This is a genomic window from Microbacterium sp. Clip185, assembly GCF_028743715.1.
Lineage (GTDB): Bacteria > Actinomycetota > Actinomycetes > Actinomycetales > Microbacteriaceae > Microbacterium.
Window position 1 is genome coordinate 745,558 of sequence record NZ_CP117996.1, and the last position, 17,344, is coordinate 762,901.

The 17,344-nt window shown below is 70.5% G+C and carries 15 protein-coding genes; 10 read left to right on the forward strand and 5 right to left on the reverse strand.

The window, feature by feature from the left end; translation table 11 throughout:
* The first annotated feature begins 6 nt into the window (after positions 1 to 6).
* Both PQV94_RS03595 and ligD read left to right on the forward strand, forming a co-directional pair.
* Positions 7 to 1,035 (forward strand): SseB family protein, encoded by a 1,029-nt coding sequence (locus PQV94_RS03595; protein WP_274287432.1) that lies wholly within the window; start codon positions 7 to 9, stop codon positions 1,033 to 1,035.
* A gap of 77 nt (positions 1,036 to 1,112) precedes the next feature.
* The gene (gene ligD / locus PQV94_RS03600; protein ID WP_274287433.1) at positions 1,113 to 2,135 is read left to right on the forward strand and encodes a non-homologous end-joining DNA ligase; all 1,023 of its coding nucleotides are present in this window, start codon (positions 1,113 to 1,115) and stop codon (positions 2,133 to 2,135) included.
* Positions 2,136 to 2,139: 4 nt separating this feature from the next.
* On the opposite strand, the gene PQV94_RS03605 is transcribed toward ligD, so the two are convergent.
* The 3 genes from PQV94_RS03605 to PQV94_RS03615 all read right to left on the reverse strand — a co-directional run bounded on the left by PQV94_RS03605 (position 2,140) and on the right by PQV94_RS03615 (position 5,651).
* Complete coding sequence (locus PQV94_RS03605; protein ID WP_274287434.1) at positions 2,140 to 3,171, reverse strand: ATP-dependent DNA ligase; 1,032 nt, start codon at positions 3,169 to 3,171, stop codon at positions 2,140 to 2,142.
* Between the two features lie 9 nt (positions 3,172 to 3,180).
* Positions 3,181 to 4,356, reverse strand: a complete 1,176-nt coding sequence (locus PQV94_RS03610; protein WP_274287435.1) for an AI-2E family transporter — start codon at positions 4,354 to 4,356, stop codon at positions 3,181 to 3,183.
* Positions 4,357 to 4,427: 71 nt separating this feature from the next.
* A complete protein-coding gene (locus tag PQV94_RS03615; RefSeq protein WP_274287436.1) occupies positions 4,428 to 5,651 on the reverse strand; it encodes an acyl-CoA dehydrogenase family protein in 1,224 nt (407 codons plus the stop codon).
* 94 nt (positions 5,652 to 5,745) lie between these two features.
* Here PQV94_RS03615 and PQV94_RS03620 point away from each other — a divergent pair, with 94 nt between their 5' ends.
* On the forward strand, positions 5,746 to 6,894 hold the full coding sequence (locus PQV94_RS03620) for a pyridoxal phosphate-dependent aminotransferase (RefSeq protein ID WP_274287437.1): 1,149 nt from the start codon (positions 5,746 to 5,748) through the stop codon (positions 6,892 to 6,894).
* A gap of 136 nt (positions 6,895 to 7,030) precedes the next feature.
* On the opposite strand, the gene PQV94_RS03625 is transcribed toward PQV94_RS03620, so the two are convergent.
* Positions 7,031 to 7,699, reverse strand: a complete 669-nt coding sequence (locus tag PQV94_RS03625) for a TetR/AcrR family transcriptional regulator (RefSeq protein ID WP_274287438.1) — start codon at positions 7,697 to 7,699, stop codon at positions 7,031 to 7,033.
* A 100-nt stretch (positions 7,700 to 7,799) separates the two neighbouring features.
* Between PQV94_RS03625 and PQV94_RS03630 the strand changes: the two genes are divergently transcribed.
* From PQV94_RS03630 to PQV94_RS03645, 4 genes are all read left to right on the forward strand, one after another.
* Positions 7,800 to 9,329: an FAD-dependent oxidoreductase gene (locus tag PQV94_RS03630; protein WP_274287439.1), complete on the forward strand. Its 1,530-nt coding sequence runs from the start codon at positions 7,800 to 7,802 to the stop codon at positions 9,327 to 9,329.
* 100 nt (positions 9,330 to 9,429) lie between these two features.
* Positions 9,430 to 10,596, forward strand: coding sequence for an ADP-forming succinate--CoA ligase subunit beta (sucC, locus tag PQV94_RS03635; RefSeq protein ID WP_274287440.1), 1,167 nt, complete (start codon positions 9,430 to 9,432; stop codon positions 10,594 to 10,596).
* 27 nt (positions 10,597 to 10,623) lie between these two features.
* Entirely contained in the window at positions 10,624 to 11,526 is a 903-nt protein-coding gene (sucD, locus tag PQV94_RS03640) for a succinate--CoA ligase subunit alpha (RefSeq protein ID WP_137416260.1), read from the forward strand.
* Between the two features lie 83 nt (positions 11,527 to 11,609).
* On the forward strand, positions 11,610 to 12,050 hold the full coding sequence (locus PQV94_RS03645; protein WP_274287441.1) for a nitroreductase family deazaflavin-dependent oxidoreductase: 441 nt from the start codon (positions 11,610 to 11,612) through the stop codon (positions 12,048 to 12,050).
* 102 nt (positions 12,051 to 12,152) lie between these two features.
* Here PQV94_RS03645 and PQV94_RS03650 read toward each other — a convergent pair whose 3' ends face one another.
* A complete protein-coding gene (locus tag PQV94_RS03650) occupies positions 12,153 to 13,601 on the reverse strand; it encodes an NCS2 family permease (RefSeq protein ID WP_274287442.1) in 1,449 nt (482 codons plus the stop codon).
* A gap of 111 nt (positions 13,602 to 13,712) precedes the next feature.
* Between PQV94_RS03650 and PQV94_RS03655 the strand changes: the two genes are divergently transcribed.
* The 3 genes from PQV94_RS03655 to purH are packed head-to-tail and all read left to right on the forward strand — an operon-like array spanning position 13,713 to position 17,260.
* The gene (locus PQV94_RS03655) at positions 13,713 to 15,020 is read left to right on the forward strand and encodes a cell division protein PerM (RefSeq protein WP_274287443.1); all 1,308 of its coding nucleotides are present in this window, start codon (positions 13,713 to 13,715) and stop codon (positions 15,018 to 15,020) included.
* 9 nt (positions 15,021 to 15,029) lie between these two features.
* Entirely contained in the window at positions 15,030 to 15,620 is a 591-nt protein-coding gene (gene purN, locus PQV94_RS03660) for a phosphoribosylglycinamide formyltransferase (RefSeq protein ID WP_274287444.1), read from the forward strand.
* A gap of 32 nt (positions 15,621 to 15,652) precedes the next feature.
* The gene (purH, locus tag PQV94_RS03665) at positions 15,653 to 17,260 is read left to right on the forward strand and encodes a bifunctional phosphoribosylaminoimidazolecarboxamide formyltransferase/IMP cyclohydrolase (RefSeq protein WP_274287445.1); all 1,608 of its coding nucleotides are present in this window, start codon (positions 15,653 to 15,655) and stop codon (positions 17,258 to 17,260) included.
* Positions 17,261 to 17,344 lie beyond the last annotated feature (84 nt).

The window sequence follows — 17,344 nt, forward strand, 5'->3', positions numbered from 1 at the left end:
GGCCCGATGGCACTCTTCTCGCGCCGACCCAAGCCCTCCGAAGAACCCGAACGGGATGCGGCCGCGTCCGCTGCGCCCGAGGCGACCCCGGAGGCGCCCGCCGAGAACGTCCCCCACGTGCCGATCTCGGTCAGCACCTTCGGTGAGAACCGGACACCGGACGCAGCTCCCGCCCTGCCGGAGGGCGTTTCTGCCATGGCCGCCGCCAGGCCCCCGCACCTCGCTTCTCCCGCTGCCGAGGCGTCCAAAGATCTCGAGACCGTGCCGGGTCTGCGCGACAACGTCCTCTTGCGCGACGCACTCGCAGCGCTGCCCGAGAAGGCGCAGCCGATCGAGCTCATGAACGTCGCACGTCAGCTGCTGCAGGGGCACGTCTACATCCGCGTGCAGGGCGACGCCCGCGAACTCCTCGCCAAGGGCGACAATCTGCCCACCTCGGTGATCACGTACCAGGAGCAGAAGTACATGCTCGTGTACTCCAGCGGACGAGCGCTGCAGGATGCGGTGCGCGCCGACGGCGACGCGTCCACCTCTGCTCTGGCCCAGCCCGTCATCAGCCTCCTGCGCCAGATCGTCGCGGGCGAGTTCGGCGGCATTGCCGTCGACCACGCGTCGCGTCCCGGCTCCGCCATCCTGCCGAAGCCCCTGATCGAGAAGGCTCTCGCCGACCTCGACCCGCACCTGGCAGTGAAGACCCTGCTCGCCGCCGACCGCACCGATGAGACGGCCGGCGACATCGCCGACGCGCTCACGTACGCGCCGGTATGGGTCGCCGCCCGCCGCGGCGAAGGCGACCGCATCGGCATCGCGGAGCTCCGCACGACGGAGGGCGAGCGCATCCTCGAGCTCTTCTCCCATCCGCTGGAGCTCGTCGCCCTCGGTCGTGGAGATCAGCCGGCCAAGGTCACGCCCGAACAGCTCGCCCGCGCGCTGCGCTCCGACGACGGCATCTCCGGGGTGATCGTGAACCCCGCCGGGCCCTGGATCCGTCTCAGCCGCGCGCAGCTCGCGCCTGTGCTCGCCCTCGGCGCCTGACACCCTCATCCATGGGGCGCACATATCCCGTGCGCAAGGGGATGCGGGGTGCGAGCGTGCGCCCCTAGGGTCGGGTCATGGCGAGCGAACGCACCACCGTGATCGTCCCCGGGCCCGACGGCGACCGGGAGATCTCCGTCTCGAGTCCGTCCCGCGAGGTGTGGCCGGCGGTCGGGATCACGAAGCGCGAGCTCGTCGACTACATCCTCGCCGTCGCCGAACCGTTCCTGCGGGCGAACGGGCACCGTCCGGTCTCGCTCGAGCGGTTCCGCGACGGCATCGACGGCGAGGCGTTCTTCTCGAAGAACCCGCCCAAGGGCACCCCGGATTACGTCGATGCGGTCACCGTCACCTACAACAGCGGGCGCAGCCATCCGCAGGTCGTGCTCACGGAGCCGGCAGCGCTGGTGTGGGCCGTGCAGATGAACACCGTGGTCTTCCATCCGTGGGCCTCGCTCGCCGCCGACCCCGATCGACCCGTCGAGCTGCGGATCGATCTGGACCCCCAACCCGGTACGGATTTCTCGGATGCGGCTGCCATCGCCCCTCTCATGCGCGATGTCCTCGCGGAGGCAGGCCTCGAGTCCTGGATCAAGACGAGCGGGAACCGCGGCATCCACCTCTTCTGTCCGATCGAGCCGACGCACGAGTTCCTCGACGTGCGCCACGCGGCGATCGCCGCGGGCCGGGAGCTCGCCCGGCGCGAGCCGGAACGGGTGACGATGAACTGGTGGAAGGAGGAGCGCGGGCAGCGCATCTTCGTGGACTTCAACCAGACCAACCGCGATCGCACGATGGCCGGCGCCTACAGCCCGCGGGCGCTGCCCGATGCCACGGTGGCCACCCCCATCTCGTGGGACGAACTGCCGACGGTCGATCCCCACGCCTTCACCGTGCGCACCGTGCCGCGCCGCCTCGCGGAGATCGGCGACCCGTGGGAGCACATCTCCCGCAACCCCGGACGCATCGACACGCTGCTCGAGTGGTGGCAGCGCGACCTCGACGACGGCCTCGGAGAGCTGCCGTTCCCGCCCGAATTCCCGAAGATGCCCGGCGAGCCGCCGCGCGTGCAGCCCAGTCGCGCGCGCTCGGAGGAGTGATCGATCAGTCGAGCACGTCGCCGAGGTCGTAGGCCGACACCTGCTCGAGCTGCGAGAAGGTGCACGAGCGTGCATCGCGGTCCGGGCGCCACCGCTCGAACTGCACGGTGTGACGGAATCGCATCCCCTCGAGCTGGTCGTAGCGCACCTCGAGCACCCGTTCCGGACGCAGGCGCACGAAGGAGACGTCCTTGGATGCGGCGAATCTCGACCGCTCGGTCTCACCCCTCACCGCGTCGCCCGACTCGTCGCGCACCACCAGGGGAGCCAGCTCGTCGACGAGCTCCCGGCGTCGCACATCCGTGAACGCCGAGACGCCGCCGACATTGCGCAGCGTGCCGTCGTCGTCGTAGAGGCCGACGAGGAGCGATCCGACGCCGACACCGCTCTTGTGGATGCGGTAGCCGAGCGCGACGACGTCGGCGGTGCGCGCGTGCTTGATCTTCAGCATGGTGCGCTTGTTCGGCTGGTAGGCGTCGTCGAGACGCTTGGCGACGACACCGTCGAGACCCGCGCCCTCGAACTCCGCGAGCCAGCGTCGGGCGGTTGCGGGATCGTCGCTCGTGCGGGTCAGGTGCACCGGCGGCTCGACGCCCGCAAGGAGGTGCTCGAGCTCGGCGCGACGGCGGGCGAACGGAGCATCGCGCAGATCGCGGTCGCCGCGCGCCAGCAGGTCGAAGGCGATGAGCAGGGCGGGCGTCTCGTCGGCGAGCTTCGTGACCCGGGAGGCGGCGGGGTGGATGCGTTGGCTCAGAGCTTCCCAGTCCAGCCGTTGCGCGCCCCGAGGACCCGTCGGGATCACGATCTCACCATCGATGAGACACGGCTCCGGCAGCACGCGCGGCAGCGCCTCGACCAGTTCGGGGAAGTACCGGGTGAGCGGCTTCGCGCCGCGCGATCCCAGTTCCACGCTCTCCCCGTCCCACGCGGCCAGCACCCGGAAGCCGTCCCACTTGGGCTCGAAGCTCCAGCCCGCCGCATCCGGAACGTCCTTCACGGCCTTGGCAAGCATGGGGGCCGGGATGTCGTAGCGCATGGTGAGCCCTCAGGCCGTCTTCTCGCCCGCGGCGACCTGCCGCTCGCGCTTCTTGGGCCTCGCCCACTTCGCCGGGGTGTCGGGGCCGTCCCAGACCTGGATGATGCCCCAGACGACAGCCGTCAGCGGGACGGCGAGGAGCGTGCCGAGGATGCCGCCGATCGCGGTGCCGCCGGCCAGCGCCACGAGCACGACGAAGGAGTGCAGCTTCATCGACCGGCCCATGAGCACCGGCTGCAGGAAGTTGCCCTCGAGCTGGTTGACGGCGACGACCACGCCCACGACGATCAGGGCGATGACCGGCCCGTTGGCCACCAGCGCCACGAGCGCTGCGAGTGCACCCGCCGTCACGGCGCCGACGATGGGGATGAAGGCGAGCAGGAACACCAGCACCGCCAGCGGGATCGCCAAGGGCACCTGCAGGATGAGCAGGCCGATCAGGATCCCGACCGCGTCCACGAACGCCACCGCCGCCGTGCCACGCACGTAGGACCCGAGCACCTGCACCGACTTGTCGCCGATACGGCGCGCGCGCACGTAGGAGGCGCCGTGGAACGGGCGCAGCAGGAACTCCCACATCCGCGGGCCGTCCTTGAGGAAGAAGAAGAGGATCACGACCATCAGAACGAGACCCGTGACGAAGTTCGCGACGGCACTGACTCCCGCAAGAGCGCCGCTACCGAACTGCGCACTCGTCACGAAGTCGCCCAGCTGCCCCATCCAGTCGTCGATCTGCGCCGAGGTCGGGGCGAACGGCAGCGTGCGCACCCAGTCGAGCAGCTGCTGGAAGCCGCCCTGCGCCTGCGACGACAGGTCGTCCCACTGGTCACGGATCGCCCACACGATGAGCCACCCGAGCCCGGTCAGCAGCACGACGACGGTGAGGAGCGTCAGGAGGGTGGCCAGGATCGACGGCACGCCTCGGCGCCGCATCCACGTCATGACCGGCGCGAAGGCCGAGGCGAAGATGAGCGCGAGGATGAGCGGGATGACGACGACCGTGACCTGACGGATGCCCCAGATGGCCCCGGCCAGGATCGCGACGATGACGATGATCTGCAGTCCGCGGATTGCGAGGCGTCCGAAGGCGTCGCCCCAGAGGCTCCACGGAGCCCGGTGTGCGGTGAGCTCCACCTCGCGGGAGGTGAGCGTCACCTCCTGCGGTGCGCGGCGGAACAGTCCCATGCGACGACCGTATCGGCCGCATCCGACCGGCGTCTGCGTCTTGACGCGCGGATGCCGGGGCGACAGGGCGCTCAGACGAACGCGCCGGTGCCCGTGACGTCGCGTCCGATGAGCAGCGCCTGCACGCTCTCGGTGCCCTCGTAGGTGTGGATGGCTTCGATGTCGGCCATGTGCTGGATCACCCGGTTCTCGAGCAGGATGCCGTTGCCGCCCATGAGGTCGCGCGCGGTCTGGGCGATGCGGCGTGCGGCGCGGGTGTTGTGGTACTTCGCGAGGGAGGCCTGGGTGGGTCGCAGTGCGCCCGCGGTCTCGAGATCCGCCATGCGGCGGCAGTAGAGCTGCATCGCCGTCAGCTCGTCGAGCATCTGCGTGAGCCGCTCCTGCACCATCTGGAACTTCACGAGGGGCTTGCCGAACTGCACACGCTGCTGGGCGTACGACAGCGCGGCCTCGTAGCACGCCGTGGCATGGCCGAGCGCCGACCACGCCACGCCGGAGCGGGTGGAGTACAGCACCGTCGACGCATCCTTGAAGCTGCGGGCGCCGGGCAGCACCGCATCCGCGGGCAGGCGCACGTCGTCCAGCGCGATGTGCGCCTGGTGGATGCCGCGCAGCGACGCCTTGCCGGCGATCACCGTGCCGGTGTAGCCCGCGGTGTCCTGCGGGACCAGGAAGCAGCGCACCGCGCCGTGCTCGTCGGCGGAAGGGTCGTCCACGCGCGCCCACACGAACGTGATGCCCCCGGACGCACCGTTGCCGATCCACTTCTTCGCGCCGCGCAGGACCCATTCGTCGCCATCGCGCCGAGCGACGGTCTCGAGCGAGACGGAGTCGGATCCGTGATCGGGTTCCGTGAGCGCGAAGGAGCCCAGCACCTCGCCGCGGGCGAGCGGCTCGAGCCACCGCTCCTGCTGCTCGGCGGATCCGAAGAGAGCGAGGGTGCGAAGCGCGAGGCCGCCCTGCACCGCGATCACCGTGCCGAGCGAGCCGTCGCCCCGCGACACCTCCATGTTGACCAGGCCCGCGGCCAGCGGGGAGAAGTGGGTGAGTCGAGGGTGGTCGATGCCGTCGTTGTACAGATCGAGCTCGCCCAGACGGGTGACGAGATCCAGCGGGTAGGAGCTGTCGTCCCAGGCGGCGACCATGCGATCGCCGACCTCGTCGACGTAGGCCTTCGCGCGGTCCCAGACCGCCCGGTCGGCGGCGGGGATGTCAGCGAACACGGCGTAGTAGTCGGTGTCCAGCCGCGCGGTCACGTCGTAGGCGGCGGCGGTGTCGCCCGGCAGAGAAGTCATGCGCACACGATAGTCGCGTGGGACGCTGTGCCGCCAACTCTGGCACTCAGTTTCACCGCGCGGATGCGGAGCCGTGACGCGTTAGCCTGAGCGGGTGCCGGCCCTCAGCGACCACCTGCGATCCGTTCCTCCCAGCGGCATCCGTCGCATCTTCGAGATCGCGCTCACCCTCGACGACGTCACCATGCTCGCGGTCGGCGAGCCCGATGTGCCGGTGGCGGGGCACATCATCGAGGCGGCCAGGCGTGCCTGGGAGGCGGACGAGACCGACTACGTGGCCAACGCCGGCATCCCGGCGCTGCGCCACGCCTTCGCCGATCGTTTCGCGGTGAACCATGGCGTCGACCTGTCGCCCGAGCGGGTCTGGGTCACTGTCGGCGGCACGCAGGCGCTGCACCAGGCGATGGGTCTCGTGCTGGGCCCCGGCGACGAGGTGCTCGTGCCCGACCCCGGATACACGACGTTCTCGATGAGCCCCAGGATGCTGAGCGCGGTGCCGGTGCCCTATGCGCTGCGTCCGGAGGTCGACTTCCTGCCGGAGCTCGAGGCGATCGAGGCGCTCATCACACCGCGCACGCGGGCGATCGTCGTGAACTCGCCGTCGAACCCGCTCGGCACGGTCATCGACGGCGGGCTCGCGCAGGGGCTTCTCGAGCTCGCGCGCCGCTACGACCTCTGGATCATCAGTGACGAGGTGTACGCGGAGCTGACCTGGGGCGATCCGCACGTGAGTCTGACCGCCCTCGATGCGCGAAGCGACGAGCCGAGGGTCCTGGGCGTGTTCTCCCTCTCGAAGTCCTACGCCATGACGGGAGTGCGGGTGGGCTTTCTCATCACCCCGCTCGGCATGGATCAGACCCTGCGCACGGTGCAGGAAGCGATGATCGCGTGCGTAGCCGCGCCCGATCAGCGCGCGGGCGTCGCGGCGCTCACCGGCGACCAGAGCAACATCGCTCTCGCGCGCGCTCATTACCGTCGGAACCTGGATGCGGCGATCGCGCTGCTCGACGAGCGCGGCATCGCCTACCGGGTGCCCGACGGCGCGTTCTACCTGTGGATCGATCTGCGCCACGCGACCGGCGGCGACGTCGGGGCGTGGGCGGAGGAGTTCCTGCGCACCCAGCGCGTCGCCCTCGCACCCGGTTCCGCCTTCGGCGCCTCGGGCGAGGGATGGGTGCGCGTGTGCGCGGCCGCCTCGCGCGGCGATCTGCTCCACGGGCTGTCCCTGCTTCCCGCGCCCTGAGCCACGCGGGCCCGCGGCGCGGGTGCGGCGACGTGTGCACGGCGGATGCGGGATCCGGCGCCGCATCCGTCACGTCACGTGACTCCTGCACCACGGGTCGTGCAGATGTCGCACCGCACGGCGCGGGAACGTGTGCTCAGCGCAGGCTGTCGCCCAAGCGCCGGGCCACCTCGGCGGCCGGCATGCGGCGGGGGAAGACGGCTACCACGACGTCGTCGGGCGCCTGCGATGCGCGCGAGCCGACCCCGAACTTGTCGAGGCAGTCGTCGAGGGCCCGACGCAGCGCCGAGGCCGGCACCTTTTTGGGGCCGCGCAGGAGGCGGCGCAGCACATGGTTGTGCACGGCCGTGACAAGGGCCGCGAAGCTCACCGCATCCAGCGGGTCGAGGCCGGGCAGGGCCGTGCGCAGGTACTCGTCGAACAGCCGTTCGTAGCGGAACACGGTCACGATCTCGCGGTCGCGCAGCGCCGGCACGTCGCGCACCACCGTGTAGCGGCGTCGGGCGAGCTCGGGGTCGGCCGCGAAGTGGCGGTAGACCTGCATCGACGCCTCGCAGACCGCCTCCCACGGGTTCTCGTGGGGCCGAGCGAGGTAGGTGCGGAGCTTGTCGAGCAACAGCTCATGGTCGGCGAAGACGACGTCGTCCTTGCCGCCGAACTGGCGGAAGAACGTGGAGCGCGAAATACCCGCGGCCTGGGCGATCTGGTCGACCGAGGTCGCCTCGAAACCCTGCCGTGCGAACAGGTCGAGGGCCGCGGCGACGACATCGTCACGCGCGGCTGAGGGGGAAGCTGTCTCACTCATCTGCGGAGCAAGCCTAGACCTGCCGCGGCGTGCGCCCGTGGACTCCGTCGCCGTGTCAAGCCCCGCGGCCATCTGCCGCCGAACGCGTTGACTGCGCCGCATGGATCCCCTCTGGAAGCAGCACGCTCGCACCGTACCCGCGACGCCCTTCGTCCCCGGCGAGCACGAGGTCGTCGTGGTGGGGGCGGGCATCACCGGGCTCGCGACGGCGCTGCTGCTCGCCGAGTCCGGGTACGAGGTCGTCGTGCTCGAGGCGCGCGAGGTCGCGGGGCTCGCCACGGGTGCGAACACGGGCAAGGTGTCGCTGCTGCAGGGCACGCAGCTGTCCACGCTGCGCGCCCACCACTCGCCCGCCCTCGTCCGCGCGTACGTGGAGGCGAACCTCGACGGACAGCTCTGGCTGCGCTCGTTCGCCGATCGTGCGGGCCTCGCCTACGAGGTGCGCACGGCATTCACGTACGCACAGCACGATGCTGGCCGCTCCCGCGTGCGTGAGGAGTTCGAGGCCGCGCGGAAGGCCGGCCTGCCGGTGAGGTGGGCCACGGCCGACGAGCTCGATCTGCCGTTCCCCGCTCGCTCCGCCGTCGCCTTGGACGGCCAGCTGGGGATGGATCCGGATGCGGCCGCGCACGCTCTCGCGCTCGCCTTCCTCGCCGCGGGCGGCACGCTGCACACCGGCGTGCGGGCGACGGGGGTGTCCACCTCGAGCCGGCCGACGGTGCACACAGCCCGCGGCGACCTCGTCGCCGAGAACATCGTGCTGGCGACGGGCGCGGCCGTGCTGGATCGCGGCCTGTACTTCGCGAAGGTCTCCGCGATGCGCTCTTACGCCGTCGCGTTCGCCGTGCCGGACGAGGTGGCGCTCCCGGACGGGATGTTCCTCTCTGCGGACGCGCCGAGCAGATCCGTGCGCACCGTGTCAGACCGCGATGGGCGGTGGGAGCAGACGCGGCTGATCGTCGGCGGCGGCGGACACCCTGTGGGGCGCGCCGCATCCGAACGGGCGCGGGTCGCGGAGCTGATCGCTTGGACGAGGCGCCACGTGCCGGATGCGGTACCGACGCACCGGTGGTCGGCCCAGGACTACACCTCTCACAACCTCGTCCCGTTCGTCGGCGTCATGCCCCGCACGGGCGGGCGCGTGCGCTTCGCGACGGGATACGCGAAGTGGGGCCTGACGAACGGCCCCGCGGCCGCGCTGCGGATCGCCGCAGAGATCGAGGGCATCGGCGAGGGCGGGCGGGCGGAGTGGATGCGGCGGCTGGGCACCCGCATCACCGTGCCGGCCGATGTGGCCAAGGGAGCGGCGGAGAACGCCAAGGTCGGCGCTCGTGCGGTCCAGGGCTGGGCGGGGGCGCTCCGGCATCCGCCTCGCATCCCGTCGGAGGGGAAGGGCGTCGTCGGTGCGGATGCGGGGCGCCCCGTCGGCGTCTCGCGGGTCGACGGCGAGGTGCGAGCGGTCTCCGCGGTCTGTCCGCACCTGGGAGGCGTGCTGAATTGGAACGACGCCGAGTGCACGTGGGACTGCCCGTTGCACGCCTCGCGCTTCGCGCCCGACGGGCGCCGCATCGAGGGCCCGGCGCTGTCGGATCTGCGGCGCGTGCGGCCGCCCTCGTCTGCACAGGCGTGAACGGAGCACTCCCGCACGGGGAGTAGGCTGGGGGACTGGTCGATATCTCGACGTCGAGACGTTTTGCGTCACCCTCCCTCGGACCAGCGAAGGAAGCCCAGTGGATCTGTACGAGTACCAGGCACGAGACCTTTTCGAGAAGTACGAGGTGCCGGTGCTCGCCGGTATCGTCGCGGACACCCCCGAGGAGGTGAAGGCGGCAGCCGAGAAGCTCGGCGGCGTCGTGGTGGTCAAGGCGCAGGTCAAGACGGGCGGTCGCGGCAAGGCCGGCGGCGTCAAGGTCGCGAAGACCCCCGACGAGGCGTACGAGGCGGCGAAGGCGATCCTCGGCCTCGACATCAAGGGCCACGTCGTCAAGCGGGTCATGGTCGCCGCAGGTGCCTCCATCGAGAAGGAGTTCTACTTCTCGGTCCTGCTCGACCGCTCGAACCGCTCCTACCTGTCGCTCGCCAGCGTCGAGGGCGGCATGGAGATCGAGCAGCTCGCGGTCGAGAAGCCCGAGGCTCTCGCGCGCATCGAGGTCAACGCACTCACCGGCATCGACAAGACGAAGGCCATCGAGATCGCCCGCGCGGCGAAGTTCCCCGAGGAACTCGTCGAGAAGGTGGCCGACGTCTTCGTCAAGCTCTACGCCGTCTACACGGGCGAGGGTGCGACCCTCGTCGAGGTGAACCCCCTCATCCTCGACGGAGGCGGCAACATCATCGCCCTCGACGGCAAGGTCACCCTCGACGACAACGCGACCGAGGTGCGCCACCCCGAGCACGAAGAGCTCGAGGACAAGGATGCGGCCGACCCGCTCGAGGCCAAGGCGAAGGCAGCCGGCCTCAACTACGTCAAGCTCGACGGTCAGGTGGGCATCATCGGCAACGGAGCGGGCCTGGTCATGTCCACGCTCGACGTCGTCGCCTACGCCGGCGAGAACCATGGCGGCGTGAAGCCCGCCAACTTCCTCGACATCGGCGGCGGCGCCTCCGCCACCGTCATGGCCGCGGGTCTCGACGTCATCCTGGGCGACCCGCAGGTCAAGAGCGTCTTCGTCAACGTCTTCGGCGGCATCACCTCGTGCGTGGCGGTGGCAGAGGGCATCGTCAAGGCGCTCGAGATCCTCGGCGACGCCGCGACCAAGCCGCTCGTCGTGCGTCTCGACGGCAACCAGGTCGAAGAGGGTCGCGCGATCCTCGCGGCCGCGAACAACCCGCTCGTGACCCTCGCCGCAGGCATGGACGAGGGCGCCGACAAGGCCGCCGAGCTGGCCGCCGCCTGATCGCCCGCATCGGATAAGGACACAGACATGTCGATCTACCTCAACAAGGACTCCAAGGTCATCGTCCAGGGCATCACCGGCGGCGAGGGTACCAAGCACACCGCCCTCATGCTGAAGGCGGGCACCCAGGTCGTCGGCGGCGTCAACGCGCGCAAGGCCGGCACGACCGTCTCGCACACCGACAAGGACGGCAACCCGGTCGAGCTGCCGGTGTTCGCCAGCGTCGCCGAGGCCATCGAGGCCACGGGCGCGGACGTCTCCATCGCCTTCGTTCCGCCGGCCTTCACGAAGGACGCCATGATCGAGGCCATCGACAGCGAGATCCCGCTGCTCGTGGTGATTACCGAGGGTGTGCCGGTCGGCGACTCCGCCGAGGCGTGGGCGTACGCGATCGAGAAGGGCAACAAGACCCGCATCATCGGACCGAACTGCCCCGGCATCATCACCCCGGGCGAGTCGCTCGTGGGCATCACGCCCGCCAACATCACCGGCAAGGGCCCGATCGGACTCGTCTCGAAGTCGGGCACGCTGACCTACCAGATGATGTTCGAGCTGCGCGACCTGGGCTTCTCGACCGCGATCGGCATCGGTGGAGACCCGATCATCGGCACGACGCACATCGACGCGCTCGAGGCGTTCGAGGCCGACCCCGAGACCAAGGCGATCGTGATGATCGGCGAGATCGGCGGCGACGCCGAGGAGCGCGCGGCCGACTACATCCGCGCGAACGTCACGAAGCCGGTCGTCGGCTACGTCGCGGGCTTCACCGCCCCCGAGGGCAAGACGATGGGCCACGCCGGCGCCATCGTCTCGGGCTCCGCGGGCACCGCGCAGGCCAAGAAGGAAGCGCTCGAGGCGGCAGGCGTGAAGGTCGGCAAGACGCCGTCCGAGACCGCCGCGCTCATGCGCGAGATCATCCAGGGTCTGTAAGGCCCCCTCGCGACGGGCGGATGCGGGCGGCCGAGGCCCCCGCATCCGCCCTTCGTCGTATCCGGCCGCAGTAGCCTGGACGCATGCCGCTGACAGGGGAGTACAAGCCGAGCACGTCCGAGTGGGCAAGGTCGCAAGCCGAGCTCTACGAAGCCACCAACGGCGCGGAGGGCGGTGAGCTGCGCGGTGTTCCGATCATCGTGCTGACCACGGTCGGCGCCAAGAGCGGTGGCCTGCGCAAGACCGCGCTCATGCGCGTCGAGCACGACGGGGACTACCTCGTCGTGGCCTCCAAGGGTGGGGCGCCCGAGGAGCCCGCGTGGGGCAACAACATCCGAAAGCACCCGCACGTGGAGCTGCAGGACGGCGCCGTCAAGCGCGACTACACCGCGCGCGAACTCGAGGGCGAGGAACGCGAGCTGTGGTGGGACCGTGCGGTCGCCGTGTGGCCCGACTACGCGGTCTACCAGACCAAGACCGACCGTCAGATCGCGATCTTCGTGCTGGAGCCGCGCGAGGCCTGAGCGCCGCCCGCACACGCGCGAACGAGCATCCGTTCGCCGAGTGAGCACCACATCGGGTGCTCGTTCGATGAACGGATGCTCGTTCGGCGTCGAGGCGGGGGCTCAGCCGCCGAGGGCCGCCTCGATCGGACCGCGCACGAAGAACACGACGAAGCCGGCGGCGACGATCCACAGCAGCGGGCTGATGCGGCGGGCGTGTCCCGAGAGCGACCGGATCACGACCCAGCTCACGAAGCCCGCGCCGATGCCATTGGCGATCGAGTACGTCAGCGGCATGACCGTGATGGTCAGGAACACCGGGATCAACACCGAGACGTCGGTGAGATCGACGTGGCGGATCTGGCTCATCATCAGCGCGCCGACCGCGACCAGCGCCGCCGAAGCGACCTCGCTCGGCACGATGGTGGTCAGGGGTGTCACGAACATCGCCAGCAGGAAGAGCGCGCCGGTCACGAGGTTCGCGAGGCCCGTACGAGCGCCCTCGCCGATGCCGGTGCCGGACTCGATGAACACCGTGTTGGACGACGACGAGGTGAGTCCACCCGCGACGGCGCCGATGCCCTCGACCACGAGGGCGGAGCGCAGGCGCGGGAAGTTGCCCCGCTCATCGGCGAGGTTCGCCTCGCGCGAGAGGCCCGTCATGGTTCCCATCGCGTCGAAGAAGTTCGTGAACAGCAGCGTGAACACGAGCATCGCGGCCGCGAGCACGCCGATGCGGTCGAAGGCGCCGAAGCTGACCTGACCCACGAGGCTCAGGTCGGGCAGGCTGAAGATGGATGCCGGGATCTCCGGCACGCTGAGGCCCCACCCGCCGGCGTGACCGTCTGCCCGCGCGCCGAGGTGCCAGATCGCCTCGACGATGACCGCGACGACGGTGCCGCCCGCGAGGCCGATGAGGATCGCGCCCTTGACCTTGCGGGCGAGGAGGATCGCGATGGTCACGAGCGTCAGCACGAACAGGAGCGTCGGGACGGTGGCGATCGAGCCGTTCACGCCGAGGCCCACCGGCGGCGAGGGCAGGCCGGTGCTCTGAACGAGTCCGCCGTCGACGAAGCCGATGAAGGCGATGAAAAGACCGATGCCGACCGTGATGGCGGTCTTCAGTGCCATCGGCACGGCGTCGAAGATGAGTCGGCGCAAGCCCGTCACAGCCAGCAGCACGATGAGCAGGCCATTGATGAGAACCAGGCCCATCGCCTCGGGCCAGGTGACCTCGCCCACCACGCTGACGGCGAGGAACGAGTTGATGCCGAGACCCGCCGCGAACGCGAACGGCAGTCGGGCGACCAGCCCGAACAGGATGGTCATGGCGCCGGCGGTGAGCGCGGTGGTCGCGGCGACCTGGGCGAAGCCGAGGGCGTTGCCGGCCACATCCGTTCCGCCGGACAGGATGATCGGGTTCAGCAGGACGATGTAGGCCATCGCCACGAAGGTGACGATGCCGCCGCGGATCTCGCCTCCGACGGTGGCGCCGCGCGCCGTGATGCCGAAGAAGCGGTCGAGACGGCCGGGGGAGGAGGACGAGGCGCTGGTGGTACGGGGGTGTTGCACTCGACGAGAGTAGTCGGATGCGGCCCGCTGCGCGACGCGGAGGAGCCGTGGCAGATGCCGGCGGCGTGGCCGACGGTCGTGCAAAGATCCGCTGGGTAGGGTCAGGGGGCCATGCAACGCGTCCTCGTCCTTCTCCTCTCCGCCCTCGACGCTCTCGTCGCGGTGGCCGTCGGCCTCGCCGTCGCCGGTGCCCCGCTGATGGTGTTCTGGTTCGTCGCGTTCGGGTCGGGAGATCTCGCCGCCATATGGCAGAGCGCAGGGACCATCTGGCAGTTCGGGCACTCGGTTCCCGTCGCGATCACACTCCCGGACATCTACGTCGCCGAGCTGGGCATCGATCCGTCGCTCGCGAGCTTCACGCTCTCGCTCGCTCCGCTGGCCTTCGCCGCGTTCACGCTGCTCTTCGGCGGGCGCTCAGGTGCGCGCGCCGGGCGTGCCGGGGCGCCGTGGAGCGGCGCACTCACCGGAACGCTCGTGTTCGCCGTGCTCGCCGCCGGCATCGCCGTCACCTCGCAGGCGCCGCTGGCGGGCACCGATCTATGGCGCGCGATCTGCTACCCGACGGCGTACTACGCCGCTGGCGTGTTCGCGGGTGCCCTTCACCGCGCGTGGATCGACGGCGATGACGGGCCCGTCGACGCCCTGCGGGCCCGGCTCGACCGGTCCGGGGGCGCCTGGCCCGAGGTGCCGGAGCTCGCCGTGCGCGGCGGGGCGATCGCCGTGACGGGCCTGGTCGCCGTGGGCGCGGCCGTGCTCGGGGTCGCCCTCATCGTGCGCGCTCCGAACATCGTCGCGCTCTCACAGGCGGGCAACCTGGATGCGGGCGGCGCGGCGGTCCTCGCGCTCGCTCAGCTGCTGTACCTGCCGACTCTGCTCGTCTGGGCGCTCTCCTTCGTCGCAGGGCCCGGTATCGGGCTGGGTGCCGGAAGCGTGGTCTCGCCCGCGGGCACGCAGCTGGGTGTCCTGCCCGGTGTGCCCGTCCTGGGCGTGCTGCCCGAAGGCGCGAGCAGCTGGTTCCTGCTGTTCGCCCTGCTCCCGATCGCGGTGGGAGTCGTCGCGGGGTGGGCCACCCGATCCCGCCTCGGTCCCCGGGGTTCGACCGCGGATGCGGAGAGCACCGGCATCCTCGTGACCCTCACGGTGTCGATCGCCGCCCTTGCCGCTCTCGCCGCCGCCCTCATGGCGGTTCTGGCCAGCGGGAGCATGGGGCCCGGGCGACTGTCGACGGTCGGGCCGGATGCGGTCGCGGTGGGCGTGGCCGTCGGTATCGAGGTGGGGCTGGGTGCGGCGATCCTCCTGCTCTCCCCGCGCCGACGCGGCGAGGAGACGCTCGTGACCGAGCCGGGGCTGTTCGCCCGTCTTGCGGGTGCGCGCGGCACGGACGACGTCCCCGAGCGGACGGATGCGGCGCGCGACTAGACTGTGCGGGTGCTCACGGTCGCCGTTCTCATCTCCGGCACCGGCTCGAATCTGCGAGCCCTGCTCGAGGCCGCGGCGGAAGCCGATTTCCCCGCCCGCGTGATCGTGGTCGGCGCCGACCGCGAAGCCTCCGGCCTCGCGCACGCCGAGGAGTTCGGGATCCCGAGCTTCGTCGTGCCCTGGCAGGGCGCCGACCGCCGCGAGATCTGGGGGGAGGAGCTCGACCGGCAGCTGCGTGTCTGGCAACCCGACCTCGTGGTGCTCTCCGGCCTCATGCGCCTGCTGCCACCCGCGGTCGTCGCCGCGTGGAGCCCGCGCCTGATCAACACCCACCCCGCTTACCTGCCGGAGTTCCCCGGCGCCCACGCGGTGCGCGATGCGATCGAGGCGGGCGCCACCGAGACGGGTGCGAGCGTGATCGTCGTCGACGACGGCGTCGACACGGGGCCGATCCTCGCCCAGGAGCGCATCCAGGTGCGCCCCGGCGACGACGAGTCCGCGCTTCACGAACGCATCAAACCCGTCGAACGACGTCTGCTCATCGACGTCGTCCGCCGCATCGCCATCGGCGAGCTCGACCTCACCGCATCCGCCGTCTGACCCACCGCAACCGCCCCACCCCGAGGAGTCCCATGGCCGGGCCCAGCCACGATCCGTCCCTCTACCGCGACCGCGATGTCGTTCCCGTCCGCCGCGCGCTCGTCTCGGTCAGCGACAAGACCGACCTGCTGCGTCTGGCCGAAGCGCTCGTCGCCGCCGGCGTCGAGATCGTCTCGACGGGCTCGACCGCGCAGACCATCCGTGACGCCGGGTACGACGTCGTCGACGTGTCGAGCGTGACCGGATTCCCCGAGTCGCTCGACGGGCGCGTGAAGACCCTGCACCCTGGCGTGCACGCGGGCCTTCTCGCAGACCTCCGCCTCGCGCACCACGAGGAGCAGCTGACAGATCTCGGCATCTCGCCCTTCGAGCTCGTCGTCGTGAACCTCTACCCGTTCGTAGAAACGGTGGCATCCGGCGCATCCGGCGACGCCGTGGTCGAGCAGATCGACATCGGCGGGCCCGCGATGGTGCGCGCCTCGGCGAAGAACTACGCCAACGTCGCGATCGTCGTCTCGCCCGAGTCGTACCCCGCGATCATCGACGCGATCGCCGCCGGCGGGACCTCGCTCGCCCAGCGCAAAGAGCTCGCGGCGCGCGCCTTCGCTCACACGGCCAACTACGACCGCGCGGTGGCGACCTGGTTCGCCGACGAGACCCTCGCCGAGGGCGAGCAGCTGCCCGCGCACCTGACGATCAAGGCCGAGCGGCTCGCGACCCTGCGCTACGGCGAGAACTCCCACCAGCGCGCGGCCATCTACACCCGCACCGGCGGACACGGCATCGCGCAGGCGCTGCAGCTGCAGGGCAAGGAGATGTCGTACAACAACTACGTCGACGCGGATGCGGCGCTGCGGGCCGCCTTCGACATGGTCAAGCCGGCCGTGGCGATCATCAAGCACGCCAACCCGTGCGGCATCGCCGTGTCGGCGCCCAACGCGCTCGATGAGATCGCCAGCGCACACCTGCGGGCCCACGAGTGCGACCCCGTTTCGGCTTTCGGCGGTGTGATCGCGGCCAACCGCACGGTCACGCTGAAGATGGCGGAGAACCTGCGCGACATCTTCACCGAGGTGATCGTGGCCCCCGCCTTCGAGCCGGAGGCGCTGGAGCTGTTCCGCCTGAAGAAGAACTTGCGCGTGCTGCAGCTGCCGGCCGACTGGCAGCAGGAGCGCATGGATGTGCGGCTCGTATCGGGCGGTCTGCTGCTCCAGGACGCCGACCGTTTCCCCGACGACATCGAGTCCGTCGCGACAGACTGGGAGCTCGTCGCGGGCGAGCGCCCCGCCGGCGAGGAGATGACGAACCTCATTTTCGCGTGGAAAGCATGCCGCGCCGTCAAGTCGAACGCGATCGTGCTCGCGAAGAACTCCGCCACCGTCGGCATCGGCATGGGGCAGGTCAACCGTGTCGACTCGTGCCGCCTCGCCGTCGAGCGCGCGGGCGAGCGCGCGGTCGGCTCCGTCGCCGCATCCGATGCCTTCTTCCCGTTCTCGGACGGACCGCAGGTGCTGCTGGATGCGGGTATCTCCGCCATCGTGCAGCCGGGCGGATCGGTGCGCGACGACGAGACGATCGCCCTGGCGCGCGAGCGCGGCGTGACCATGTTCTTCACGGGAGAGCGCCACTTCTACCACTGAGTCCCGCCGCTGTCGCAGGACATCACCGCCCCGCAGGACGATTCCGACCGGATCGCCTTGCGGGGCGGTTGTTTCCTGTCGGGA